We start from the raw sequence: 24,675 nt of genomic DNA, 5'->3' as shown, positions 1-24,675 counted from the left end.
AAGCTAGGTGCCGTGGGCAACCATGCACGGCATGACTGTGCGCGTCCACGGCACCTGCGCCCCCGGATTCGAGGGTGTGCGAGCGGAGTTCGAGCGGAGCTTCACCGAGCGCGACGAGCTCGGGGCCGCCGTCGCGGCCACGGTCGGCGGCGAACTCGTCGTCGACCTGTGGGGCGGCGACGCGGACCGGACCGGCACCCGCCCCTGGGAGCGGGACACCCTGGTCAACGTCTACTCCACGACCAAGGGGATGACGGCTCTCTGCGCCCATATCCTGGTCGACCGGGGCGAGTTGGACCTGGACGCGCCGGTGGCGCGGTACTGGCCCGAGTTCGCCAAGGAGGGCAAGGCCGACATCCCGGTGCGCTGGCTGCTCAGTCACCGCGCCGGGCTGATCGCGCCGGGCGAGCCCCTGGCGCCGGGCGCGGTGTACGACTGGGAGAAGGTGACCGAGGCGCTGGCGGCGACCCGGCCGTGGTGGCGGCCAGGCACCGCCCAGGGCTACCACGCGGTGACCTTCGGCTTCCTGGTCGGCGAGGTCGTGCGGCGCATCACGGGCGTCTCGCTCGGGACGTTCCTGCGCGCCGAGGTGACCGGGCCACTGGACGCCGACGTGCACGTCGGCACGCCGGAGAGCGAGCACGGGCGGTGCGCGGACATGGCACCGCCGGTCCGCACGACGGAGGCACCCGCGCCCCCGCCTGCTTCCTCTCCCTCTTCCGCTCCCTCGTCGTCGTCGCGCACCGTGTTCGGCGAGGCGCCGAAGCCTCCCGTCGGCGGTCTGACGGACCATCCGATGGCGCCGGTCACCCTGGCGCTCCAGTACCTGCCGCTCGGCGACGTGAACGCCGCGGCCTACCGCCGCGCGGAGATACCCGCGGCCAACGGCCACGCCACCGCCCGCGGAATCGCCGCCGTGTACGCGGAGTTGGCGTGCGGGCGGCTCCTCTCGTCCGGCGCCGTGGAGCGGCTGCGCACCCGGCAGAGCGAGGACGACGAGCCGGACCTCGTCCTGCGGGCGGGCACGCCGCTCGCCGAGACCTGGCCGTGGGGCCTCGGCTACATGCTCAACCAGTACGGGCAGGCGGGCCCCAACCCCCGTGCGTTCGGGCACGGCGGCGCGGGCGGGTCGTACGCCTTCGCCGACCCGGAGAACGGCGTCTCGTACGCGTACACGATGAACCGCATGGGGGCCGGTACCTCGGGCGAGGACCTGCGCAGCATCCATCTGGTCGGGGCGCTGTACGAGGGGCTGCGTGAACGGGGCCCGGTCCAGGGCCCGATGATGGGCGCATGACTTCACGCAGGAGAGCCACCTTCTTCACGGGCGAATCGGAAGACCCCCGGTACGGCGCGGTCACCACCGGCGACGAACGGACCATGCTCGTCAGCTTCCTGCGGGCCCACCGCGAGACGCTGGAGATCAAGTGCCGTGGTCTTGAGGCGGAGTTGGACCGACGGTCCGTCGAGCCTTCCGCGCTGTCGCTGCTCGGTCTGGTCCGGCATCTCACGGATGTCGAGCGCCGCTGGTTCCGGCGGGACCTCGCCGGTCAGGACGTGCCACTCCTCTATGCCACGGCCGACAACGCCGACGAGGACTTCGACGGAGCGGTGGCGGATCCCGGCGCGGTCGCCGCGGCCTGGGAGGCGTGGCACGCTGAGGTGGCGTTCGCCGAGAAGTTCGTCGACGAGGCCGCCGATCTCGACGTCGAGGGGCAGAACTCCTGGCTCGGCACGGTGTCGCTGCGCTGGGTGCTCCTGCACATGATCGAGGAGTACGCGCGGCACAACGGCCACGCCGACCTGCTCCGGGAGCGGATCGACGGGGCGGTCGGTCTCTGACCGGGTGATGTCACGCCCCAGGGTGGTCGCCGGGCCCCCGGCCCTTGTCCGCGAGCTTGCTGGGTGACAGGTCCGTGGGATCCTCCCCGGGTTCAAGGAGTGTGTTGGCGGGGCCGATGATCAGGGGGTCGGCCTTGCCGACGGCCTCCGTGTCCTTCGCCTCGTAGTCGAGCTGCAGCAGGAGGTGCCGCATGGCTTCGAGGCGGCCGCGCCGCTTGTCGTTGGTCTTCACGACGGTCCACGGGGCGTGCGGCGCGTCCGTGACCCGGAACATCTCGACCTTCGCGTACGTGTAGGCGTCCCACAGGTCCAGCGAGGCGACGTCGGTGGAGGACAGTTTCCACTGGCGCACCGGGTCGACCTGCCGGATCGCGAACCGCGTCCGCTGTTCGGCCCGGGAGACGGAGAACCAGAACTTGATGAGGACGATGCCGTCGTCGGTGATCATCCTCTCGAAGAGCGGAGCCTGTCGCAGGAAATGCTGGTGCTCGTCGGGGGTGCAGAACCCCATCACCGGCTCGACGCCCGCGCGGTTGTACCAGGACCGGTCGAAGAAGACGATCTCGCCCGCCGACGGCAGCTGGGCGGCGTACCGCTGGAAGTACCACTGTCCCGCCTCGTGCTCGGTCGGCTTGTCCAGCGCCACCGTCCGGGCACCGCGCGGGTTCAGGCGCTCGGTGAACCGTTTGATCGTGCCGCCCTTCCCCGCCGCGTCACGCCCCTCGCACAGCACCGCGATGCGCAGCCCCTGGTCACGCACCGTCTTCTGCAGCTTGAGCAGTTCGATCTGCAGGATCCGCTTGCGCCGCTCGTACGCCTTGCGGTCCAGCTTCTTCGCGTACGGGTAGTTCTCCCGCCACGTCCGCAGGGGCCGCCCCCGCCGGTCGAGGAGCACCGGGCGCTCCGGGCGCGCCTCGTCCACCGAAAGCCCCTGGAGCAGATCGTCGTCGTTCCCACCGGTCGGCACCACCGCACTGCCCTCTCCCTCGACGCCTCACCCGACAGCTTGCCCGCGCGACCACGGATCAGCACCCGCTGTCGCGCCGGGAACCTCCGTCGGGAATAGCCGCGGGATCTTGATGGTCATCCCTGGTGGAACATCGATGAGCGGGATGTGAGGGGTCCAGATGCCCAAGGCGTACGCATTCACCCGACACGGGGGTCCCGAGGTGGAGGCCTTCCTCGACCTCGGGATACCGGAGCCGGGTCCCGGGCAGCTGCTCGTCGCGGTGCGCGCGGCCGGTGTCAACCCGGTCGACTGGAAGCTGCGGGCGGGCAAGCGGCGCCCCGGGCAGGCGCCGCTGGCCGGTCACGAGGTGCTCGGCAGCGAGGTCGCCGGGGTCGTGCGGGGCGTGGGGCCCGGCGTCGAGGGGTTCGCGGTCGGCGACCCGGTCTTCGGCAATCCGGTCACCGGCGGATACGCGGAGTTCACGCTGGTCCCCGCCTACATCGCCGCCCACAAGCCGGACACGCTCTCCTTCACGGACGCGGCCGCGCTGCCGGTCGCGGCGGCGACCGCGTACGACGGGCTGCGGCAGCTGGACCTGCCCACCGGTGCGACGCTGCTGATCACGGGCGCCGGGGGCGGTGTCGGGGTGGCCGCGGTCCAGATCGCCCGGCACTTCGGGCTGCGGGTGGTGGGCACGGCGAGCGCGGGCAAGAAGGAGTTCGTCGAGTCCCTCGGCGCCGTCCACGTGCCGTCAGGACCCCGGCTCACCGAGCGCATACGCGAGGCGGTGCCTGGCGGTCGCGTCGACGCCGTCTTCGACCTCGTGGGCGGCACGGACCTGGCCGAGGTCGCGGAGCTGCTGACCGACCGCGGGAAGCTGATCACGGCGGCGGCCAAGGAGACCGTGGCCGAACTGGGTGGCGCACCGGTGGTGCGGGCCCGTACGTCGGCGGTCCTGGACGAGGTCGCACTGCTCGCCGTCGCGGGCGTACTGCGTCCGCACGTGACGGCGACGTACCCCCTGGACCGCGCGGGCGAGGCGCTGCGCGCGGTGGAGGGCCGCCATGCGCGCGGCAAGGTCGTGATCGAGGTCACGGCATGACGGCGCTGACGGAGGCGGAAGGCACCGGCACCGCCGGGGCGGCGCGGGTCCCGCACCCCCTCGACAATCCCGCCTACGCCTCCCTCACCGGCCCCCACGCGCACTTCGCCGAGTGGCACGGCCGCGTGGTGCGGTATCCGCTCGACGTGTCGCCGTGGCTCGCGCTGCCCGACGGGGTGACGGCCGCGGACTGGGCGGATCTGGCCGCGTTCGCCGGGGCCGGGGCCGAGGTGCCGCTGCTCGGGACGACGGTGCGCCCGCCCGACGGGTGGGCGCCGACCTTCGACGTGCCCGGCGTGCAGCTCGTGGACGACGGGGTCGCCGCCGCGCCGGACCCCGAGGCGGTGCCGCTCGGCCCCGCCGACGTGCCCGAGATGCTCGACCTGGTCGCGCGCACGGAGCCGGGCCCGTTCCTGCCCCGCACCGTCGAGCTCGGCACCTATCTGGGCATCCGTCGCGGGGGCGCCCTCGTCGCGATGGCCGGGGAGCGGCTGCACCCGCCGGGCTGGACGGAGATCAGCGCGGTCTGCACCGACCCGGCCCACCGCGGCCAGGGCCTGGGGGCCCGCCTCGTCCTCGCCGTCGCGCACGGCATCAGGGCCCGCGGCGAGACGCCGTTCCTGCACACGTCGGCGGAGAACCCCGCCATTCGCCTCTACGAATCGCTCGGGTTCCGGCTGCGGCGGACGACCGCGTTCCGCGGGGCGCGCGTGCCGGGGCAGCCGACGGCCGGGGAAAAATGAAAGGACCGCGGGGGCCTCACGGGTTCCGCATCATGGTGGGTCGGGCGGCAGGAAGCGCATCTTCTGCGGGCCGTCCGCGAGGTTCTCGTCCGGTATCCGCGTCGCGTAGATGTACGCGCCGTTGGCCGAGGACGCGGAGCAAAGCCCCACGACGGCGAAGCGTTCGACACCCTGGGCGTCCACGCGCCGACGGAGCAGGGCCGCACCGGAGTCGCCGTGTTGCATGACGGCGGGGGCGAGGGGGTCGCCGTTGATGCAGATGAGCTTCTCCCAGTACGCCCACCCACCGGCCCGAGGCCACTTGGCCATGGTCTTCACCGACGCGATGACCGTCTGCTGTCTCAGACCGGTGGTGGCGCCGATCCACGTCACCGCGTTCCCCCGCAGGGGATCCCGCTCGATGGGGAGCGCTCCCTGCTCGTTGTAAATGCCCTGTACCCGATGTGACGTCAGGTTCACGTCGTCCACCACGGCCCAGGCGAAGTCGTACTGGTTGCGTATGGGCTTCTCCACGGTCGGCGACCCGTAGGTCAGGATGCGGACCGTACCGTCGCAGACGCCGATGGCGTTCCCTTCCCTCTGTGGCCTCCGTCTGGACCAGGACGGCTGGTAGACGGCGTATCCAGGTGCCATGGCCAGGTCACCGACCACATGACAGTTCGTCAGCAGGCACCGCTGGTTGCGGAAGGTGGTGGTGACGCCCAGCGTCCCCAACGACAGCAGGTACACCAGGCCATGCCACCGCTCCCGTGCCTGCGGTTGGATGCGGAACCCGCCGGGACACGGGCGCTCCCGCGAGGACAGCGACATCGGGTGGATCTCACCGGTCTCCACCACGTCCGTGGGCACGGTCGTGGTGACGATCGTGCCGTCCGGCCGGAGGATCTCGACCTCCACGGAAGGCGGGACCGGGAAGTCCAGAGGCGTGAGGGCGGCTCTGGGCTTCTTCTGCACCACGCCGACGATGATCGCCTGCTGCGGGAGCGCGCGGCCGCCCCGGACCTTCGCGCCGGTGTCGAGCATGACGATGCCGGGGCAGGACAGCCAGTCCTCGACGGCGGCATGCGCCTCGTCCGGCTGCACGGGCGCGTGATTCACCGCACTTCTCCCTCGTGGGTGACGGCGGCGGGCAGTCGTGCCCGCATCTCCGCGGACATCGGGAGCTTCTTCTCCAAGGGGCGGGGAGGAAGGTCGCCGACCGTGTGCGCGTCGATGACCGCGGGATTCTCCGTCCCGTAGACGAGCGACGCGGAAGCGTTGCCGTCCTTGTCGAACACCGTGAGCACGTTCGTGAGCTGCCAGTAGAAGACGACTCTCGACTTCGCGTCCGCCGCCGTGTTGTCGTACGTCTGGGACACGAAGGCCGTTCTCTCGACCGTCGTGCTGGTCTGCTGGAAGGAGGTCGAGTTGGCGCTCAGGCTGGCCGTGAGGGTGGCGGAAACGGGGCCCCACCCGGCCGTGCCGCTCCCCGTGACCGAGGACGCCAGCGTGGTCTGGTCGGAGGTGGTGCTCTCCATCCCGGATGTGGTGGTGTAGTTGATGGTCCGCAGCGCACCGGCGGCAATGCTGTAGGAGTCGGGGAGGCGCTGCCAGTACTGCTCCCGCACCACTGTGCTGTTCGTCGCCGTGAGCCCGCCGAAGCCGACGACGACCCGCGGTGAGTCCGGCGGAATGACGACGGACGCGTTGGGTTCCGGGACCGGTCCGATGTCATTGGGATCCACCACGTACGACGGGTTCGCTATGAGCCAGTAGCGCCCGTTGCCCGGGCCGAGGACCGCGGACTGGACCTGCTGCACCGTCACGAACGCCCCGGAATAGGCGTTCAGGAACAGCACGTACCAGCCCAGGTCGAATTCGGCGGGGCCCACGTCCACACTGGTTCCTGCGGGTATCAGAAGACCCGGGTATCCGGGCGGTTCCGAGAAGGTCTGGTCCAGCGCCCCGACCCACCACCCGGAATCCGATATCAGATAGGCCGTCACGGGAAAAATGAGCTGGTTGGACAGTGTAAGCCCGGTCAGACTCTTACCCGTTGTCGCCGACTGAAGGGTTTCGTTGATGGCATCCTGGTACACCGAATTCATTTTCACGGTCGCACCCCGCTCAGGCTCGCTCGGAGATCACCCTATGATCACAGGTTGCGTGCCTGTGATGATGGAGCTCAGCACCACGCCATTCGCATCGTAGACAGTGATCGAATCCGTCAGCTGCCAGTACAGGTGCATTTCGGAATCGGTCTCCGAGGTGTTCTGGTAGAAGTCCGAAACGTAGGACGTGGTCTGTGTGGTGGTGGTGAATTGCTGGAATGACGTGGCCGAGGCACTCAGGGAGGCCGAGATGGATGCGGAGACCGGGCCCCAACCGGCCGACGCGCTTCCCATGACCGATCCCTCGACGGTGGTCAGGTTCGACGTGGTCTGCTCCATGCCGGACGTCAGCGTGTTCTCGACCGTCTTCGTTTCGCCCGGGCCGATGCTGTAGGAGTCGGGGAGGCGCTGCCAGAACTGCTGCCGGACCACGGCGTTCTTGTTCGGCAGGATTCCACAGCCGACCATGGCGGGCACGGAGTCGGGCGGGATGAGTACGTAGTCGCCGGGCTGCGGCGGAAGGCCGATGTCGTTCGGGTCGAGCAGATCGAAACTCGTGATGGTCACACTGCCGTCCGAAGGGGTTTGGCATGCGGCGGCGAACGCCCCCGAATACCCGTTCATGAACACCCAGTACCAGTTCACGCCCGGGTCCTGTCGCGTATAGCTCCCCCCGTTGGCAGAAAGACCGATCGAACCTTCCGGCATGTACTGGTCCGGCGACCCCAACGCACTGAAATGCTGCCCATCGGTGCTCAGCAGATAGAGATACAGCGGGACACAGGTCTGGTTGGTGAAGGTCGCCGGATTCCCTGTGGGTCCGTCCTCGGAAACCAGCGTGCCGTCCAGCGCCTGTTGATAGGTGCTGTTCATCTGCATACGGATCACCTCTGTCATCAGTGCGGAGGTGCGGATGAGAGAGAAGGACACGGTTCTTCATCAGGTTAATCCGTGTCCGAATTGAGCCGCAACTGGGGAGACTTGACCCGGTGGTGGATCCGGGATGGTTGCCCGGGCGTCCTAGACCGCGCGGGGATCCACCAGCTGGAGCGAGAGCGTCGCCGACGGCTCTGCCAGGCCCGGGCCGCCCGCCTCCGCCCAGGCCACTATCCCGTCGAGCGACTCGTCGTCCGTGACGAAGCCGACCCAGGCCGCCCGGCCGCCCCGCCTGCGCCCCTCGTGCGAAGGCTGGACCACGACCAGATTGGCCTGGCCGCACGGCCCGAGGCAGTCGCTCGTGCGCACCGTGAACCGCCCGCGCGAGGCCGCCGCCGCGGAACGCAGCCGCTCCAGCTGCCACTCGTGGTCGATGCCGGGGTTCTTGCGCGCGTCGCCGCAGCAGCAGCCCCGGCACACGACGAGCGTGCAGGGGCGGCGGGCGGCGGCACCGATGGAGACGACGGGACTCATACGGTGATCATCTCAGGTACGCGAGACCGGGATGCACCCCCCGGTAGCCGTCCACGAGGCGCCGCGCCACGGCCACCGAGTCGACCAGTGGATGCAGGGCGAACGCCTTGGCGGCGGTGGCCGACGAGCCGCTGTCCGCCGCCGCGAGCACCTCGCGCTCGACCGCCTTGACCGCGCACACCAGGCCGGTGGCGTGGCCCGGCAGCGGGGACACCGCCATGGGGTGGGCGCCGTTGGCGTCGACGGAGCACGGCACCTCGATGACGGCGTCCGCGTCCAGCGCGGAGAGGGTCGTGCCGTTGCGGACGTTGAGGATCAGCGTCGCCCGCTCGTCCCGCGCGACGGCCCGCATCAGGGCGAGGGCGACCTGTTCGTAGCCGCCGGACTCCAGGTCCTGTTCGGCCCGCTCCCCCGCGCCCGCCGCTTCCCTGTTCTCCGCCATGTACGTCGCCTCGCGCTCGGCGCGGGTGGCGTCCCAGGTCTTGAGCGCGGGGGCGTCCGTGCGCCGCATCTCCGCGTAGAACCTGGCCTGTTGGTCGCGGAGGAAGGCGCCGCGGGTCTGCTCGGCCTCCTGGTAGGCGCGGACGGCCTCGCGGTTGAAGTAGTAGTAGTGCAGGTATTCGTTGGGGATCGAGCCGAGCGACTGGAGCCACTCCGTGCCGAACAGCCTGCCCTCCTCGAAGGAGCCGAGGAGCGCCGGGTCGGCGAGGAGGCGGGGCAGCTCGTCGCGGCCGCCGATGCGCAGACCGCGCAGCCAGCCGAGGTGGTTGAGGCCGACGTAGTCGATGAACGCCTCGTCCGGGTTGCCGCCGAGCACGCGCGCCACCCGGCGGCCGAGTCCGACGGGCGAGTCGCAGATGCCGATGACGCGGTTCCCGAGGTGGCGGGACATGGCCTCGGTGACCAGGCCCGCGGGGTTGGTGAAGTTGATGACCCAGGCGTCGGGGGCGAGCCGGGCGACGCGGCGGGCGATGTCGACGGCGACGGGCACCGTGCGCAGACCGTAGGCGATGCCGCCCGCGCCGACCGTCTCCTGTCCGAGGACGCCCTCGTCGAGGGCGACGCGCTCGTCGGCGGCGCGTCCCTCCAGGCCGCCGACCCGGATGGCGGAGAAGACGAAGTCGGCGCCGCGCAGCGCCTCGTCGAGGTCGGTGGTGGCGGTGACGGCGGGCGCGTCCGGGATTCCGGCGGCCTGTTCGGCGAGGACGCGGGTGACGGCGCCGAGCCGTGCCGCGTCGAGGTCGTGCAGGACGACCTCGGTGACACGGCCCTCGGCGCGGTCGCCGAGGAGGGCCCCGTACACGAGCGGCACGCGGAATCCGCCTCCCCCCAGAATTGTCAGCTGCATCTCTGAACCGCCTTCCGTTGGACCGTTATCACCGGGGCTCACGTTACGTACGATGACGCCGCAGCAACCCGACCCCCACGGAGGTAGCGCCCGATGACCGTCTGGAAGGCATCAACCGCCCTGTTCGGCGCCGTCACTCTGGCGGTGATGACGGGCGGCAGCGCGGCTGCCGCGCCCGCGGCGCCCGGTGGCTGGCAGGAGTCCGGCACCTCGCACGTCAACTCCCTCACGGGCAGTCAGGGTCTCGCGAGCCAGGCCGACGGCAGCCTCCTCTACCGGGGGCTCGCCTCGATACCCCTGGACCTGCGCATGAAGGGCTGGGGCCACATAGGCGACCCCGACATCGCGAAGGGCCACACCTTCGACGCCTACCAGGGCGGCGACGACGCAAAGTCGAAGATGTTCGCCGTCACCACCCCGGACGGGAAGCGCCACCTCTACGAGCACAAGCTCGACGCGGGCGAGAAGCTCAACAACTCCTTCGCGGCCGTCTCCCCGGACGACCAGTGGCTGGTGTCCGGCGAGTGGGGCGACCAGAACCGCCTCCAGGTCTTCCCCGCGCCGCTCCTCAATTCCTCGACCCCGCCCACCGGCGGCGCGCTCCCCCAGGCCGGGCAGATCACGCTCGACAAGCCGGTGCGCGACATCCAGGGCTGCGACTTCGTCTCCGACACCCGTCTGGTGTGCGCCTCGAACGACGCGTCCAAGGAACTGTTCCCCGAGGACCGCCCGGTCCTCCAGGTCGACCTGGAGCGGCCGCTCGACGGGAAGCCGGTGACCGGCCGCGTCGCGAGCCTCTTCGCCGCGCCGCAGCGCAGCATCTGCTCGGGATCGTTCGAGACCGAGGGCATCGACTACGACTCCGCGCGCCGCACCCTGCGCGTCGAGGTGGTGCCGCCCGCGCCGTGCCTGGTGACGACGGCGGTGTACGCGTACAAGCCCACGACCGGCTGAGAGCCCGTCTTTGAACCCCCGTCGTCCGCGCGGAGCGCGGGCGCAGCGGCGGTCGGTGCGTGTGATCGGTGTGCGGAGTCCCCGGTCATGTGGCGGAGCCACCTGTCCGGGGACTCCGTGCGCCGAGCACGCGTGCCGGGCGTCGGGGCGCAGGCGGGGGTTCAAAGACAGGCTCTCGGCGCACGCCCCGTCCGCCTGACGGACAGCACGTGTGGGGCGCCGCGAGGCAGGGGAAGGTCGTGATCATGACACAGCACGACCAGGTGACCGCCGCCGTCCCCGGCCATGAGCGGCGCCCGATACGACAGTTGCTCGCGGCGTCGGTCGGCAACGCCGTCGAGTGGTACGACTGGTACGCGTACACCTTCCTCGCCACGTACATCGCCGACCAGGTCTTCCCCAAGAGCTCCGGCAATTCGCTCGTCCCGCTGCTCTCCACCTTCGCCGTCTTCGCGGTGGGCTTCTTCATGCGACCCGTCGGCGGCCTGCTCATGGGCGCGGTCGCCGACCGGCGCGGCCGCCGGGCCGCGCTGACCGTCACGATCCTGCTCATGGGCGGCAGCAGCCTGCTGGTCGGCCTGACCCCGACGTACGCGGCCGTCGGCGTGCTCGCCCCGGTCGTCCTCGTACTCGCCCGGCTGCTCCAGGGGCTCTCCGTGGGCGGTGAGTTCGCCGCGTCGACGACCTTCCTCGTCGAGTCGGCGGGCCCCGGGCGGCGCGGCCTCTTCTCCAGTTTCCAGTACGTCTCCACGAGCGCGGGCCAGCTCGCCGCGTCCGGCGTCGCGGCGCTCCTCGTCGCCACGCTCTCCGACGGGCAGATGGACGGCTGGGGCTGGCGGCTGCCCTTCCTCGTGGGGGCGGCGCTCAGCCTGGTCGGCTTCTGGATCAGGCAGGGGGCGCACGAGACCCACCGGGCGCCCGCGGAACCGGACGACCGGCCCGGCCTCTTCGACGCGCTGCGGCACCATCCGCGCCAGTCCCTGCTGATCTGCGGCATCACCGCGGGCGGCACCATCGCCTACTACACGTGGACGTCGTACCTGCCGACGTATGCCGAACTGAACACGGACATCAGCAAGAGCCAGGCGCTCCTCGCGGGCACGGTCTCTCTCGCGTTCTTCGCGGTGCTCCAGCCGGTCGGTGGGCTGCTCTCCGACCGGGTCGGGCGCAGGCCGCTGCTGCTCTTCTTCGGCATCGGCTTCGCCGTCCTGAGCGTGCCACTGCTCAAGTCGCTCACCGGGTCGTTCACTTCGCTGCTGCTCGTGCAGTGCGCGGGCATGGTGCTGCTCACCGGCTTCACGTCGATCTCGGCGGCGGTGAACGCGGAGGTGTTCCCGGCGCGGGTGCGGGCCGCGGGGATCGGTTTCCCGTACTCGCTCACCGTGGCCCTGTTCGGCGGCACGGCCCCGTACATGGGCACCCTCTTCAAGGAGATCGGGTCTCCCGGGCTCTTCCCCGTGTACGTGGCCGTGCTCTGTGTCGTGTCCTCGGCGGTCTACCTGCGGTTGCCGGAGACCGCGCACAAGGCTCTCGACTAGCGCCTCAACGCTGCCCGGCCGCCTGGTCGCCCACCACGGCGATGGAGCGGCCCGCCCACTCCGGGGCCTCTTCCGCGAGACCCGTCAGGCGCTCGCAGATCTCCGCAGGGAAGGGCACCGCGCGGCCCGCGTTCTGGTCGACGTGGAGCGCGAGCAGTTCGGTGGTGGCCACGGGGGCGGCGTCCGGAGCCGGTTCGTCGCCCTCGTCCTCCACCGCGTACATCTCGTGCGTGAAGCGTGCCTTCTTGGCGTCCGCGCCCAGCAGCCGGGTGCGGACCGCGAGGTGGGCTCCTTCGGAGACGTCGTTCAGGTACCGCACGTGCGCCTCGACCGTGTAGAGGGAGCAGCCGGTGGACTCGCGGTAGCCGGCGTGCAGGCCCGTCTCGATCATCATGGCGTCCGTGGCGTAGCCGAAGACGAGGACGTAGAAGGCCTCGCTCATGTGGCCGTTGTAGTCGATCCACTCGGGGCGGACGCGGTGGCGGGCCAGGGGCAGGGGCTGGACCTGGGGCTGGGGCTGGGCCTCGGGCCGGGTCTGGGACTCGCTCACTTGTCGCCTCCGTTCAGTCGGCCCGTGGCGCGCAGGACGTCGATGACGCCCTGGTCGCGCTCGGCGACGAGGTCCGCGATGGTGCGGCCGTCCGCCGCGTCGTCGCAGCCCGCGACGACGGCGTCGTACAGCTTCTTGTCGAGCTCAGGGGCTTCGAGCCGCGTCCAGGGGGACTTCAGGGACGGGCCGAAGTGGTCGAGCATGTGGGCCATGCCGCCCTCGCCGCCCGCGAGCGCGAAGGTGAGCATCGGGCCCATGAACGCCCAGCGCAGGCCGGGGCCCTCGGTGATGGAGTCGTCGATCTCCCGCACGGTGGCCTCGCCGTTGGCGACCATGTGCAGGGCTTCGCGCCACAGGGCTTCCTGGAGGCGGTTGGCGATGAAGCCGGGGACTTCGCTCTTCATGGTGATCACGGACTTGCCCGCGACCTCGTAGAAGCGGGACGCCCACGCCACGGCGTCGGCGTCGGTCCGCTCGCCGCCGACGACCTCGACGAGGGGTATCAGGTACGGCGGGTTGAAGGGGTGTCCGACGACGAGGCGGCCCGGGGTCGCGGCCTCGGTCTGCATGTCGGTCATCGGATAGCCGGAGGTGGAGGAGGCGATGACGACACCGGCCGGGGCGGCGGCGTCGAGGCGCGCGAGCAGGTCGCGCTTGAGCTCCAGCTTCTCGGGGGCGCTCTCCTGCACGAACTGGGCGTCGGCGACGGCCTCTTCGAGGGTCGCGGTCACGGTGAGGCGGTCCTGCGAGGCGCCCTCGGCGAGTCCGAGCTGGGTGAGCGCGGGCCAGGCGGCCTCGACGAGACGGCGCAGCTTCTGTCCGGCGTCGGGGGCGGGGTCCCAGGCGGTGACGTCGTAGCCACGGGCCAGGAAGTGGGCGACCCAGCCGCCGCCGATGACACCGGCGCCGACGCAGGCGACGCGGCGTACGTCTTCAGGGGCGGTGTTGCTCATGGTGAGGTCCTCTGTGGGGGTGGGGTGAAGGCGTGAGGGGGGGCAGCGCGGCGGTGTCAGGAGCGGGGCTTCAGGCCGAGCTTCTGGCGGGCCTCGTCCGGGGTGGCGACGCGCGAGCCGAGGTTCTCGGTGATCTGGACGGCGCGCTCGACGAGCTGGGCGTTCGTCACCTTGTTGCCCTTGCCGAGGTAGAGGTTGTCCTCCAGGCCGACGCGGACCTGGCCGCCGAGCAGGATGGACTGGGCGACCCACGGCATCTGCATGCGGCCGAGCGCGAAGCTGGCCCACTGGGCGCCTTCGGGAAGCATGTTGACCATGGACTGCAGGACGCCCGGGTCGGCGGGGGCGCCCCACGGGATGCCCATGCAGAGCTGGAAGACGGTGGGGTTGTCGAGGAGTCCCTCGGCGAGGAGCTGCTTGGCGAACCACAGCTGGCCGGTGTCGAAGATCTCCAGCTCGGGGCGGACGCCGAGCTCCTGGATGCGCTTGGCGCCCTGGCGGAGCATGTCGGGCGTGGAGATGTAGAGGTTGTCCCCGAAGTTGAGGGAGCCGCAGTCGAGGGTGCAGATGTCGGGGAGGAGCTCCTCGACGTGCGGGAGGCGGTCGAGGCCGCCGACGAGGTCAGTGCCGGGCAGCTCGCCGAGGTCCTGCAGCGGCACGATGGGGTCGATGACGAGGTCGCCGCCCATGCCCGCCGTCAGGTTGATGACGACGTCGGTGCCGGTCTCCTTGATGCGCTCGACGACCTCGCGGTACAGGCGCGGGTCGCGGGAGGGATCGCCGGTCTCGGGGTTGCGGACGTGGATGTGCACGACGGCGGCGCCCGCCTCGGCGGCCTCGACCGCCGAGGCGGCTATCTGCTCGGGCGTGACGGGCACGTGCGGGCTCTTGCGGACGGTGTCACCGGCGCCGGTCAGGGCGGCGGTGATGATCACGTTGTCGTTCACGGGCATGCTGAACTCTCCCTCGGGGGTGGGGTGTTGTGTGAAGTCTTCGGCGAGCGGTCAGTGCGCGGTCAGCGTGGCGTCCACGTAGGCGACGAGGGACTCGTGCATGTCGTCCGGGCTCGTGCCGGGGCTGTCCGGCGCCGAGGCCAGGACCTGGGTGGCGAGGCCGTCGATCAGCGCGGTCAGGCGCAGCGCGGCGGCCTCGGGGTCGGCGAGCCGGAAGACGCCTTCGGCGATGCCGCGGCGGATGACGTCGGCGACGGTGGTGCGCCACTGCCGGTAGTAGTCGGCGTGCAGCCGCCCCATGGCGGTGGAGCGGGCGGCCTCCGCCCACAGGTCGAGCCAGACGCTCCACTGCCAGCGCTGCTGCGGGGTGCGGGGGATCTGCAGCTCGATGAGCTGGCGCAGCTCGTCCGCGGTGTCGGCGGCGTCCGCGATCCGGGCCGCGCGGCGCGCGGTGTCCTCGTCCATGCACCAGCGCACCGCGGCTTCGAGCAGGTCGTCGCGGCCCGGGAAGTGGTAGTGGATGGCGGCGGTGCTGGTGTCGCAGGCCGCGGCGATGTCCTGGACGCGGACGGCGTGGAAGCCGCGCTCCGCGATGAGCCGGACGGTCTCGCGGACGATCTGCAGGGGGCGGCCGCCCTCGGGTGCCACGGCACGCTCGCGCCGCACGGCGGGCTCCGGGGGCCGGACGGCGCCGAGCAGCCAGCCCGCGTCGACCCCGCCCGTGTCCGCGATGCGGGCGAGCTCCGCGGCCGTGAAGCGCCGGGTGCCGCCGAGCGACCGGGAGAGCTTGGAGGGATCCATGACGATGCGGCGGGCGAATTCGCGCTGGGTGACACCGGCGTCGGCGATCACCTTGCGGACGCGGTCGGCCACCTCGGGGTCGTACTGCATGGTCGGCGACCCTACCCGCGCGTTGCGGCGAACGCAACGCGCGGGCGGCGTTCCTCTCCGAGATTCACCAGGTTCTACTGCGATACCGGGTGGGAATTGCGATTCTGACTGACGAATCAGTCGGATGCGTCATGCCGCTCCCGCACCCCGCTGACGAAGTCGTCGAGGAACGGGTCGGCGATCTTCACGGGCCCCCGCTGGTGGTGCTCGGCGGGGTCGACGGTGATCTTCGCGATCCGCGCGGCGACGTCGTCCATCGCCTCGCGCTCCCGCCGCGCCCCCTGCCCGTCGCCGTCCTCGATCGCGGTGAGCGCGGCGAGCCCGTGCCGCAGCGCCTCGCCCCACAGCTCGGTGGCGTCCAGCCAGCGGTCGGCATCGTGCAGGAACTGCCGGTCGGGAACGCCGGAGCGCAGGGCGGCGGGCGTGCCGCCGATCTCCTTCGCGACAGGGGCCAGCGCACGGATCGCGGCCCGCGGATCGGTTGCGTACGTCTCCCAGAAGGCGGCCAGCTTCGGGCCGAGGACCGGCGACTGGGGCTGCCAGTTCTTGGCCCCGAAGGTCGGCGCCAGGTGGTTGAGGTCGACGAAGACCTGCACGGCGTCGGCCGTGCGCGCGTCGCCGCCCGCGAGGTACAGCGCCGCCTGCCGTCCCGAGCGGGTGCGGTCGTACCCCTGGTCGTTCCAGGAGAAGTCGTTCATGGTGAAGACGGCGAGCTTGCTGGCCGCCTCCTGGTTCATCGGGTTCGACACGATGCCGCTGAGATGCCCGGAGAGGCCCTTCTCCCGCTTGTCGTAGGGCGCGAGGAGCAGCCGTCCCGCGGTGCGGGCGAAGTCGTTGACCGGGTAGTTGTCCCAGACGAAGACCTTGCGCCCGAAGAGCGCCGAGGCCTGTTGGGCCTGGGAGTTGGTGATCTCGGGCGGCACGGTGTCCGTGCCGGTCCACATCACCTCGACGGCCGGGTCGAGGTCGGCGCGGAGCTTCTGCTTGTACGCGGTGTCGGTGAGGTCGGCGTACTCGGTGGGCACGGTCTGCAGCGGGTTCGTGCCCTCCTTCCGCCCGATGAACTCCCGCTGGACGGTGTTGAGGAGGCCCACCTGCGCCGCGGCCGCGGGCCCGCGCCCCGGCGCGCCGAACTTCGCCTCGTCGGCCGCGCAGTTCCACTTGGTATAGCTGATGTCGTCGAGCGGAATGGAGAAGGACCGTACGCCGAGGTCGTACATCGACTGCAGCTTGCCCGTGAGCGCCGCGACGTCGGCCGGGTCGGAGTAGCAGATGGAGGCGCCCGGCGACACGGCGAACGTGAAGCGGACGTGGTTGGCGCCCGCCCGGTCCACGAGCTTCCGCAGCCCGTCGAGCGTGTCCGCCGGGTAGGGGTCGCGCCACTTCTCGCGGTGGTAGGGGTCGTCCTTCGGCGCGTACACGTACGTGTTGGCCTTGGTGTCGCCGAGGAAGTCGAGCTGGTCGAGGCGTTCGGTCTCCGTCCAGGGCGGGCCGTAGAAGCCCTCGATGCTGCCGCGCAGGGGCATCGAGGGGTGGTCGGAGATCTCGGCACCGGCGACCGACGTGCGCGTGCTGAGCTGACGCAGGCTCTGCACGGCGTAGAACTGCCCGGCCGCGTCCGCGCCGCCGAGCGCGACGGTGCGGTGCGCGACGCGCAGCGCGTACCCCTCGGGCTGCTCCGGTACGTCGGTGCCGCCGAGCGCCTCCGCGATGTCGGGGCGGGTCGCCGGGCCGAGCAGGACGGTGAGCGGGGCGCGCCCCGACGCCTTCCCGCGTACGTCGATGTCGCGCACCCCATGGGCGCGCAGTATCCGGGTGAGCCGGTCCCTGGCCGCCTCGTCCGTGCCCTCGCCGACGACGAGTTCGGCGCGGCGGGCGAGGGGGACGTCGGCGCCCGCGCGGGACATGTGCTGCGGGGCCGGGGAGACGACGGGGAGGGGACGCTGTTCTCCGCGGTCGGGGCTCGCGGTGGCGGCGGGGGCGAGGGGCGCCGCGAGGGCGGTGAGCGAGAGGAACGCGACACAGGTTCGGACGCTGGTTCTGGTGACGTGCGGCATGCAACCTCCAGGTGGCGTCGTACGTGCGTTGGTGGTGCCTTTCGGTCGGGGGCGGTCGAGGTCGGTCGGAGGCCGTGGGAGTCGGCGGGGGTCAGTCGCGGGTGTGTTCGCGGTACAGGTCGAGTGCGCCGTCGAGTTCCAGGGCGAGCACGGTGCAGAGCGGGTCGAGGTGGTCGTCGGTGAGGTGCACGTACTCCCAGCCGGGTACGTCGCCGAGGCCGCCGACCCGTTCGTGGCGCACCTCGGTGTCCCTGCCGAGCACGCGTGCCGAGCGCACCGCGTTGCGGACGCCGCGCAGGACGACGTACTCGTTGGGCCGGTCGAAGAGGAAGAGGTAGAGGGTGCGGCGGTCGGCGGAGAGCGTGGACGGCCCGTAGAAGTGGCCGTGCGGCAGGCCCCGCACCGTCCCGTACACGGCATCGGCGTGCCGCCCCGTCCACTCCCCCAGCGCTTCGAGCCGTGCCGTCTGCTCGGGCAGCAGCGTGCCGTCGCCCTTCGGGCCGATGTCGAGCAGCAGGTTGCCGCCGCCCCCGATGGTCTCGACGAAGATGCGGATCAACTGACGCGGGGACTTGTGGCGGGTGTCCTGCGGCTGGTGGCCCCAGGAGTCGTTGACGGTGAGGCACAACTCCCAGGGCTGGGCGGGCGGTTCGATCGGCACGCCCTGTTCCGGCGTGGCGTAGTCGCCGTGTCCGGCGAGGCGGCCGTTGACCACGGTGTGCGGGCTGAGCGCGGCGATCTCCTCGGCGAGCTCAGCCATCCGCCACTGCTCGGGGCTGCGCTCCCACTCGCCGTCGAACCACAGCAGGTCGGGCCGGAACCGTTCGAGCAGCTCCCTCACCTGGACGCGGTGGAAGGCGAGGAACTCCGCCCAGCGCTCCGGCGATTCGTCGCCCGCGACCGGCATGGAGTAGGGGTTGCCGCGCTCGGCCGGGTCCTGCCCCTCGGGGCGCACGGTGGCGTAGTCCGGGTGGGACCAGTCCAAGTGCGAGTAGTACAGGCCCACTTTGATGCCGCGGGTACGCAGGGCGGCGACGTAGGGAGCGATGAGGTCACGGCCCGCAGGGGTGCGCTTGACGACCGACAGGTCGTTCGCTGCGGTGTCCCAGAGGGCGACGCCGTCGTGGTGCTTGGCGGTCAGGACGGCATAGCGGGCGCCCGCGCGGACGAACAGGTCCGCCCACCCCACGGGGTCGTACCGTGCCGCGGTGAATCCGTCGAGCTGGGCCATGTAGCGGTCGTAGGGCACCCGCCCGTCGAAGAACGACCAGGACTCGGCCACTCCGTCCACGCTGTAGATCCCCCAGTGCAGGAAGATGCCGAGCTTGGCGTCGCCGAACCAGGGCTGGATCACGGGTGGTTCTCCCTCGGTGGGTGGTTCCCGGTCGCCGGTCAGGAGCGCGAGCAGGCTAAGTCGCTCAAGGTTCCGGGGACAAGAGGTCGGAGGTCTTCTCGTCTTCTTCTCCACGAGTTGCCTCCACCGCTCCTCGTGGTCTCCTCATGACCCGCCTCGGAACACCGCTCAGTAGGCTCGTCGGATGGAACGTCATGAACGCGTCGCAGGGGCCGTCGTCGGGTCCGCCGTGGGGGACGCGTTGGGCGCTCCCTTCGAGTTCGGGGACGCGCACGCCTTCTCCGCGCGCTTCCCGGCCGGGGACGGCGGGCGCGGCGGCGAGATGTGCGGGGGCGGCGGCTGGGACCCCGGGGAGGCCACGGACGACACCCAGCTGGCCGTGCACGTCGCCGACTCGCTGCTGGAGCGCGACGGCCTCGACCTGCCGGACATCTTCGCCCGCTTCCAGCGGTGGGCCGCCGACGCGCCCAAGGACATCGGGCTGCAGACCGAGGACGTCCTCACCAACGGCAGCCCGTGGAACCGTGCCGCGCAGGCCCACTTCGAGGTCAACCTCCGCGCGGCGGGCAACGGTTCGCTGATGCGGGCCACCACGTCCGCCGTGTACTTCGCCCCGGCGGGGCAGTCCGCCACCCTGGACGCGGCCCGCCGCATCGCCGCCCTCACCCACGGCGACCGGGCCGCCTGGGAAGGCACCGCCCTCTTCCACGAGCTGCTGCGCGTGGCCCTGACCGGGGACGACCCGCTCGCCGCGCTCCCGGACGCCCTCCCCCTCGTCCACCCGGACCACCGCGACCGCTACGCCGTGGTCCTCTCCCCCGCCTGGCACCCCGACGACGCCACCGAGTTCAACGGCGCGGTCTGGCCGTGCCTCGGTTCCGCCGTGTGGGCGCTGCGTACGACCGGGTCGTACGAGGACGCCCTGCGTGCCGCCGTCGACCTGGGCGGCGACACGGACACCGTCGCCGCGGTCACCGGGGCTCTGGCGGGAGCCCGGTACGGGATCGGTACGATCCCCGGCCGTTGGACCGAACCCCTCCATGTGCCGCTGCCGGGGGCGGCCGCGCCCGGCCGGGTGCTGCGCCTCGCAGACCTGGTGGAACTCGCCGAGCGGCTCGACTCCGGGAACCACACGGCCACATGAGGCACTCTTCCTTGTGTGTCGCACGCATCTTCGCTTCCCCCACCGCGCCCACCGCTGCCCGCACCCGGCCACATGGTCGTGTGCGGCGGTGACAACGTCCTGGCCCACCGCCTCGCCGCCGAACTCCGCGGCGTCTACGGCGAACAGGTCGTCCTCGTCCTGCCGCCCGGAGGCGGCGAGCCGAGTCGGCTGACGGGGCGGGCCCGGACGACCGCACTGATCGGACGTATCACTGCCGCGGTGTCACGCACCACCGGCACTGGGAACGGGTCCGCGAACGGGAGCGGGAGCGGAAACGGGCAGGGCAATGGTGATGGCGGCGCGGCGGATCTGCCGCGGACCCTCGAAGCCGCCGAGCTCACCGACGACGTCCTCGTCGACGCGGGTGTCCCGCAGGCCGCCGCGCTCGCGCTGATGCATGACGACGACGAGACCAACATCCGCACGGCGCTGGCGGCGCGACGGCTCAACCCCCGGCTGCGCCTGGTGATCCGGCTGTACAACCGCAAGCTCGGCCAGCACGTGGAGGAGCTGCTCGACCAGGCCGCCGCCGTGGCGGGCCTGGCCACCACCGACGCCAGCGTCACCGTCCTTTCCGACGCCGACACCGCGGCGCCCGCCCTCGCGGCCACCGCGGTCGCGGGGACCAGCAAGGTCGTGCACGCCGACGGGCTGCTGCTGCGCGCCGTGGAGCGCACCCCGCCCGCGCCGGGCGAGGTGGCGCCGCGCGGCCTCGCCACGCTCGCGCTGCTCTCGTCCACCGCCAACGACCCGGCGGGATCGGAGGGTTCCGACGACGCGGGCGTCGGCGCGGGGCCCCGGCTGCTGCCCGACGACGACGCCGTCACGGCCTCTCCCGGGCGGGGCGCACTGGTCCTGGAGGCCGTCTCGTACTCGGGGTCCGCCCCGCTGCCGCCCGGGTTCCTCGCGGGGCGCGGGGTGCCGCTGCGGGAGCTGTTCTCGCGGCGGCTGCGCTGGTCGGTGGCCGGGTTCGCGGCGGCCGTCCTCGGCATGGCCATCGCGTCGATCGTCACCACCAAGGACACCACCCCGCTGCACGCGACGTATCTGACGCTCCTCGACCTCTTCTCGATCAACGACCCGGCGACCGAAGGGCCGATGAGCCGCCAGGTCCTCCAACTCCTCGCGGGACTGGTCGGGCTGCTGCTCCTGCCGATCCTGTTCGCCGCCGTCCTGGAGGCCCTCGGCACCTTCCGCACCGCGTCCTCGCTGCGCCGCCCGCCGCGCGGCCTCTCGGGCCACGTCGTCCTGCTCGGCCTCGGCAAGATCGGCACCCGGGTGCTCGCCCGGCTGCGTGAGCTGGACATCCCGGTGGTGTGCGTGGAGGCCGACCCCGAGGCCCGCGGCATCTCCCTGGCCCGGCGCCTGCGCGTGCCCACCGTGATCGGCGACGTGACGGAGGAGGGTGTCCTGGAGGCGGCCAAGGTGCACCGCGCCCACGCACTGCTCGCGCTGACCAGCGCGGACACCATCAACCTCGAAGCGGCGCTGTACGCACGGTCGGTGAAGCCCGATCTGCGGGTGGCGCTGCGGCTGTACGACGACGAGTTCGCGACCGCCGTCTACCGCACCCTGCGCGCCGCGCACCCCGGCGCGCTGACCCGCAGCCGCAGTGTGTCCGCGCTGGCCGCGCCCGCCTTCGCCGGGGCGATGATGGGCCGCCAGATCCTGGGCGCCCTGCCCGTCGAGCGCTCGGTGCTGCTCTTCGCGGCGCTCGACGTCTCGCTCCAGCCGCAGCTCACGGGCCGCAAGATCGCCGAGGTGTTCCGTCCCGGGGCGTGGCGCGTCGTCGCACTGGAGCGCTCGTCGGACCAGGAACCAGGCCTCTCCTCCGGCCTGGAGTGGGAGCTCGACCCGGACTACCAACTGCGCCCCGAGGACCGTGTCGTCCTGGCGGCCACCCGTCAGGGACTCGCCGAACTCCTCGCGCGCAGACCGCTTCCCGCCCAGCCCTGAGAAGCTGTTCCCACCGGGGTGGCAGGGCGCCCCGGGGCAGGCGCGAAAGGGGACGGAGCGATCGTTGCCACGGGAGTGCAGGGGCAGCCCGAAGGGCTCGACGGGCTGCTGCGGGAGGTGCGCCGTCAAGCCGGGGGCGAAGCCGAGCCGGACATACGCAGGGTGCTCGACTGGCTGCACCGGCAGACCGGCGCCCACGTCGCGCTGGTCGCCCACGACACGCGCACGGTGGAGTCGGCCACCGCGGACTTCCCCTCAGGGGTGTTGCGCCCGATCGCGCCGCTGCTCGCGCGCTTGTGCGCCGGGCAGCTGGCCTCGGCCGTGACCCAGGCCGAGGGGCTGCACGTGCGCTGTGAGGGCATCGGGCCCCACGGGCCGCGCCCGGTGCTCGTGGTGGCCGGTGCCGTGGAGCCCGCCCCGGAGACGGCCGCCCTCGTCCCCCACACCAGCAGTGTCCTCGCCATGCTGCGCCAGGCCGGGGAGAGCGATCGGAGCATGCGCGACTACCAGCGCAAGGCACGTCAGTTGCGGCTCGCCGTGCTGCACGCGCTGATGGCCGGAGGGCCGGTGCTGGCCCGTCGGATGACCGGTGGTGACGTGCCGCCACTGCTGGAGGCCCGACGGCTGCGCATCCATCTGCTGCGCTGCCCGTCGGCCGACCGCGACCGCATCGCGCAGCTCCACCAGGACCCTTCCGGCTACCACGGCCGGGACATGGTCGTGCACTGCCCGGCCTTCAATGAGCATCTGATCTGCCTGGTCGCGGACGACGAGGAGGAAGGCACCCCGGGCGGCCGGGCCCGGCAGCCCGGACTGGGCGAGACCCTGATCCGTCTGGTCAGGGACAACCCGCGCTATGCGCTGGGCATCAGCGGCGCACACCCCCTCGGGGCGACGGCCGAGGCCTACAGCCAGTCCGCCCACGCCCTGGCCGCCGCCCGCACCGCCCCCGGCCGCGTGGCCTTCTACCACGGCCAGACCTCGCTGCAGAGCCTCCTGCCCCGGCAGCCCGCGGCCCACTGGGCCCGCACGCTCCTGCAGCCGCTGGACTCGGTCCCCAGGACCAGCGCCGACATCACCCGCCTGGCCATGACCGCACCCCGGTCCGGTGTGGCGCGTCTGCTGGGCCTCAGCCGCAACACCGTCACCGCGCACATCAGACAGGTGGAACAGGCCCTGGGCCAGGACCTCACGGACGTCCGGTGCCATGCCGCCGTCCACCTGGCCCTCGCCCTCAGCGGCTCCGCCCCCGGCCCCGGCCCGGCGGACGACGACCGTCAACCGCCGCCCGGCCTTGACGACCTGCTGGCCGTCGAAGCCGCGGCCGCCTGGGCCCAGGCGCTGCTCCGCCCCCTGCACGCCCGCCACCGCCGCACGCTCCAGGCCTGGCTCGACACCGACACCGACGCCCAGCAGGCCGCCCTCCGCCTGGGCATCAGCCGCAACACCGTCCGGGCCCACCTCCGCGCCGCAGAGGCAACCCTGGGCGTCGACCTCCTGACCCACGGCACCGGCATCCCCGACCTCGTCCACGCCCTGCACATCCTCGAGCTCCGGCTGCACTGAGCACCGTGCACAACTGGGCCCCACCGTTGCGCACCGTGCACCATGGCCGCGGGGTGCCCGCCCCCCTAGCGTCTGCAGTGCAGCAATTCATTGCGGCGAACGGCGAGCTAGGGGGGAAGCACAGCTGTGGGGGAACTCGGACGGCACGTGGGAGTGGAAGAACTGGTACAAGCCCGCGTTCGGACCTGCCGAATTCGGCAGCCTCGACGCGGACACCGACAGCTCCTCGTGGTCCGTGAACACCGGGGGTGGCGGCGCCCTCTGCTACTCCTCGCTCACCGCGTACTGGGAGTGATCCTGCGTACCTGGGCGCATCGGCCCGGGCACGCGCCGGGCAACGACCCGTGCGGGGGACGGGTCGTTGTGCGGTCGGCGTCGAGGGGTGGCGGGCCCGCCCGTCACCCCTCGACGGGCGGCACCGGCAGGACCTGTCGCAGGTGGGGGTCCGGGTGGAAGTCCCTGCGCCACTCGCGCGGGTAGCCGACGGACGCCTCGATGTGCGGGACACCGTCGTGCACGGTGGTGCGCGGGATGTGCAGGTGGCCGTAGACGACGGCGGCCGCCTCGTACTTGACGTGCCAGTCGGCGGAGCGCTCGGTACCGCACCACAGGGCGAACTCGGGGTAGCGCAGGATGCGGGTGGGTTCGCGCAGCAGCGGCCAGTGGTTGATCAGGACGGTGGGCAGGCCCTCCGGGCGCTCGGCGAGCCGCTCCTCGGTCTGCTTGACCCGGGCGCGGGACCAGTCGTCGCGCGTCGCGTACGGGTCGGGGTGCAGGAAGTACTCGTCGGTGCAGACGACGCCCGACTCGTGGGCGACCGCCAGCGCCTCCTCCTTCGTGTGCGTGCCCTCGGGGCGGAAGGAGTAGTCGTAGAGGAGGAAGAGCGGGGCGACGACGACCGGGCCGCCGGGACCGCGCCACACGGGGTAGGGGTCCTCGGGGGTGGCGATCCCCAACTCCCGGCAGAGCCCGACGATGTGCTGGTACCTCGCGTCGCCGCGCAACTGGACCGGGTCGTCCTTGGGGGTCCACAGTTCGTGGTTGCCCGGCGACCACACCACCTTGGCGAAACGTCCGGCGAGCGTGCGCAGCGCCCACTCGATGTCGGCCATGCGCTCGGCGACGTCGCCGGCGACTATCAGCCAGTCCCCGTCCGATTGCGGCCGGATGGTCTCGACGTACTTCCTGTTCTCCGCGTACGCCACGTGCAGGTCGCTGATCGCGAGCAGCTTCGGGGTCTTCTCGGATGCCATC

The 24,675-nt window shown here is 71.8% G+C and carries 22 protein-coding genes; 9 read left to right on the top strand and 13 right to left on the bottom strand.

Going from position 1 to position 24,675, the window contains the following annotated elements; translation table 11 throughout:
• The first annotated feature begins 31 nt into the window (after positions 1-31).
• Positions 32-1,297 carry a serine hydrolase domain-containing protein gene (locus ABZV77_RS22165; RefSeq protein ID WP_356259380.1) on the top strand — a complete coding sequence of 422 codons (1,266 nt, stop codon included), beginning with the start codon at positions 32-34 and terminating at the stop codon, positions 1,295-1,297.
• Between the two features lie 83 nt (positions 1,298-1,380).
• Positions 1,381-1,842 carry a DinB family protein gene (locus ABZV77_RS22160; protein ID WP_356260195.1) on the top strand — a complete coding sequence of 154 codons (462 nt, stop codon included), beginning with the start codon at positions 1,381-1,383 and terminating at the stop codon, positions 1,840-1,842.
• A gap of 10 nt (positions 1,843-1,852) precedes the next feature.
• Here ABZV77_RS22160 and ppk2 read toward each other — a convergent pair whose 3' ends face one another.
• Positions 1,853-2,812: a polyphosphate kinase 2 gene (ppk2, locus tag ABZV77_RS22155; RefSeq protein WP_356259379.1), complete on the bottom strand. Its 960-nt coding sequence runs from the start codon at positions 2,810-2,812 to the stop codon at positions 1,853-1,855.
• A gap of 157 nt (positions 2,813-2,969) precedes the next feature.
• Here ppk2 and ABZV77_RS22150 point away from each other — a divergent pair, with 157 nt between their 5' ends.
• Together ABZV77_RS22150 and ABZV77_RS22145 are read left to right on the top strand one after the other, a co-directional pair.
• On the top strand, positions 2,970-3,893 hold the full coding sequence (locus ABZV77_RS22150; RefSeq protein WP_356259377.1) for an NADP-dependent oxidoreductase: 924 nt from the start codon (positions 2,970-2,972) through the stop codon (positions 3,891-3,893).
• On the top strand, positions 3,890-4,636 hold the full coding sequence (locus ABZV77_RS22145; RefSeq protein ID WP_356259375.1) for a GNAT family N-acetyltransferase: 747 nt from the start codon (positions 3,890-3,892) through the stop codon (positions 4,634-4,636). The genes ABZV77_RS22150 and ABZV77_RS22145 overlap by 4 nt, the downstream gene beginning before the upstream one ends.
• A gap of 30 nt (positions 4,637-4,666) precedes the next feature.
• On the opposite strand, the gene ABZV77_RS22140 is transcribed toward ABZV77_RS22145, so the two are convergent.
• The 5 genes from ABZV77_RS22140 to ABZV77_RS22120 all read right to left on the bottom strand — a co-directional run bounded on the left by ABZV77_RS22140 (position 4,667) and on the right by ABZV77_RS22120 (position 9,484).
• Entirely contained in the window at positions 4,667-5,734 is a 1,068-nt protein-coding gene (locus ABZV77_RS22140; RefSeq protein ID WP_356259372.1) for a hypothetical protein, read from the bottom strand.
• On the bottom strand, positions 5,731-6,507 hold the full coding sequence (locus ABZV77_RS22135) for a hypothetical protein (RefSeq protein ID WP_356259370.1): 777 nt from the start codon (positions 6,505-6,507) through the stop codon (positions 5,731-5,733). Before ABZV77_RS22135 ends, ABZV77_RS22140 begins: the two co-directional genes overlap by 4 nt.
• 252 nt (positions 6,508-6,759) lie before the next feature.
• Positions 6,760-7,605 carry a hypothetical protein gene (locus ABZV77_RS22130; protein WP_356259368.1) on the bottom strand — a complete coding sequence of 282 codons (846 nt, stop codon included), beginning with the start codon at positions 7,603-7,605 and terminating at the stop codon, positions 6,760-6,762.
• A 141-nt stretch (positions 7,606-7,746) separates the two neighbouring features.
• Positions 7,747-8,136, bottom strand: coding sequence for a (2Fe-2S) ferredoxin domain-containing protein (locus ABZV77_RS22125; RefSeq protein WP_356259365.1), 390 nt, complete (start codon positions 8,134-8,136; stop codon positions 7,747-7,749).
• 7 nt (positions 8,137-8,143) lie between these two features.
• Positions 8,144-9,484 carry a 6-phospho-beta-glucosidase gene (locus ABZV77_RS22120; protein WP_356259362.1) on the bottom strand — a complete coding sequence of 447 codons (1,341 nt, stop codon included), beginning with the start codon at positions 9,482-9,484 and terminating at the stop codon, positions 8,144-8,146.
• A 147-nt stretch (positions 9,485-9,631) separates the two neighbouring features.
• Here ABZV77_RS22120 and ABZV77_RS22115 point away from each other — a divergent pair, with 147 nt between their 5' ends.
• Positions 9,632-10,438: a hypothetical protein gene (locus tag ABZV77_RS22115; RefSeq protein WP_356260192.1), complete on the top strand. Its 807-nt coding sequence runs from the start codon at positions 9,632-9,634 to the stop codon at positions 10,436-10,438.
• Positions 10,439-10,683: 245 nt separating this feature from the next.
• Positions 10,684-11,976 (top strand): MFS transporter, encoded by a 1,293-nt coding sequence (locus tag ABZV77_RS22110; RefSeq protein ID WP_356259360.1) that lies wholly within the window; start codon positions 10,684-10,686, stop codon positions 11,974-11,976.
• Between the two features lie 4 nt (positions 11,977-11,980).
• Here ABZV77_RS22110 and ABZV77_RS22105 read toward each other — a convergent pair whose 3' ends face one another.
• From ABZV77_RS22105 to ABZV77_RS22080, 6 genes are all read right to left on the bottom strand, one after another.
• Positions 11,981-12,472, bottom strand: coding sequence for a thioesterase family protein (locus ABZV77_RS22105; protein ID WP_356260190.1), 492 nt, complete (start codon positions 12,470-12,472; stop codon positions 11,981-11,983).
• Positions 12,473-12,522: 50 nt separating this feature from the next.
• Positions 12,523-13,479, bottom strand: a complete 957-nt coding sequence (locus ABZV77_RS22100; RefSeq protein ID WP_356259357.1) for a 3-hydroxyacyl-CoA dehydrogenase NAD-binding domain-containing protein — start codon at positions 13,477-13,479, stop codon at positions 12,523-12,525.
• 56 nt (positions 13,480-13,535) lie between these two features.
• Positions 13,536-14,432, bottom strand: a complete 897-nt coding sequence (locus ABZV77_RS22095; protein ID WP_356259355.1) for a 3-keto-5-aminohexanoate cleavage protein — start codon at positions 14,430-14,432, stop codon at positions 13,536-13,538.
• 51 nt (positions 14,433-14,483) lie between these two features.
• On the bottom strand, positions 14,484-15,323 hold the full coding sequence (locus tag ABZV77_RS22090; RefSeq protein WP_356259352.1) for a TetR/AcrR family transcriptional regulator: 840 nt from the start codon (positions 15,321-15,323) through the stop codon (positions 14,484-14,486).
• 116 nt (positions 15,324-15,439) lie between these two features.
• Entirely contained in the window at positions 15,440-17,380 is a 1,941-nt protein-coding gene (locus ABZV77_RS22085) for a beta-N-acetylglucosaminidase domain-containing protein (protein ID WP_356259350.1), read from the bottom strand.
• Between the two features lie 91 nt (positions 17,381-17,471).
• Positions 17,472-18,731, bottom strand: coding sequence for an alpha-L-fucosidase (locus ABZV77_RS22080; RefSeq protein ID WP_356260187.1), 1,260 nt, complete (start codon positions 18,729-18,731; stop codon positions 17,472-17,474).
• A gap of 187 nt (positions 18,732-18,918) precedes the next feature.
• Here ABZV77_RS22080 and ABZV77_RS22075 point away from each other — a divergent pair, with 187 nt between their 5' ends.
• The 3 genes from ABZV77_RS22075 (at position 18,919) to ABZV77_RS22065 (ending at position 23,421) form a co-directional block, all read left to right on the top strand.
• Positions 18,919-19,878, top strand: coding sequence for an ADP-ribosylglycohydrolase family protein (locus ABZV77_RS22075; protein WP_356259348.1), 960 nt, complete (start codon positions 18,919-18,921; stop codon positions 19,876-19,878).
• A gap of 72 nt (positions 19,879-19,950) precedes the next feature.
• Positions 19,951-21,855 (top strand): NAD-binding protein, encoded by a 1,905-nt coding sequence (locus tag ABZV77_RS22070; protein WP_356260184.1) that lies wholly within the window; start codon positions 19,951-19,953, stop codon positions 21,853-21,855.
• A 75-nt stretch (positions 21,856-21,930) separates the two neighbouring features.
• Positions 21,931-23,421, top strand: coding sequence for a helix-turn-helix domain-containing protein (locus ABZV77_RS22065; protein WP_356259345.1), 1,491 nt, complete (start codon positions 21,931-21,933; stop codon positions 23,419-23,421).
• Positions 23,422-23,819: 398 nt separating this feature from the next.
• Here ABZV77_RS22065 and ABZV77_RS22060 read toward each other — a convergent pair whose 3' ends face one another.
• On the bottom strand, positions 23,820-24,674 hold the full coding sequence (locus tag ABZV77_RS22060; RefSeq protein ID WP_356260181.1) for a metallophosphoesterase: 855 nt from the start codon (positions 24,672-24,674) through the stop codon (positions 23,820-23,822).
• Between the last annotated feature and the right edge of the window lies 1 nt (position 24,675).

It is taken from the genome of Streptomyces sp. NPDC004732, from assembly GCF_040609235.1.
Classification (GTDB): Bacteria; Actinomycetota; Actinomycetes; order Streptomycetales; family Streptomycetaceae; genus Streptomyces.
This window is presented reverse-complemented; position numbering and strand designations above follow the sequence as displayed.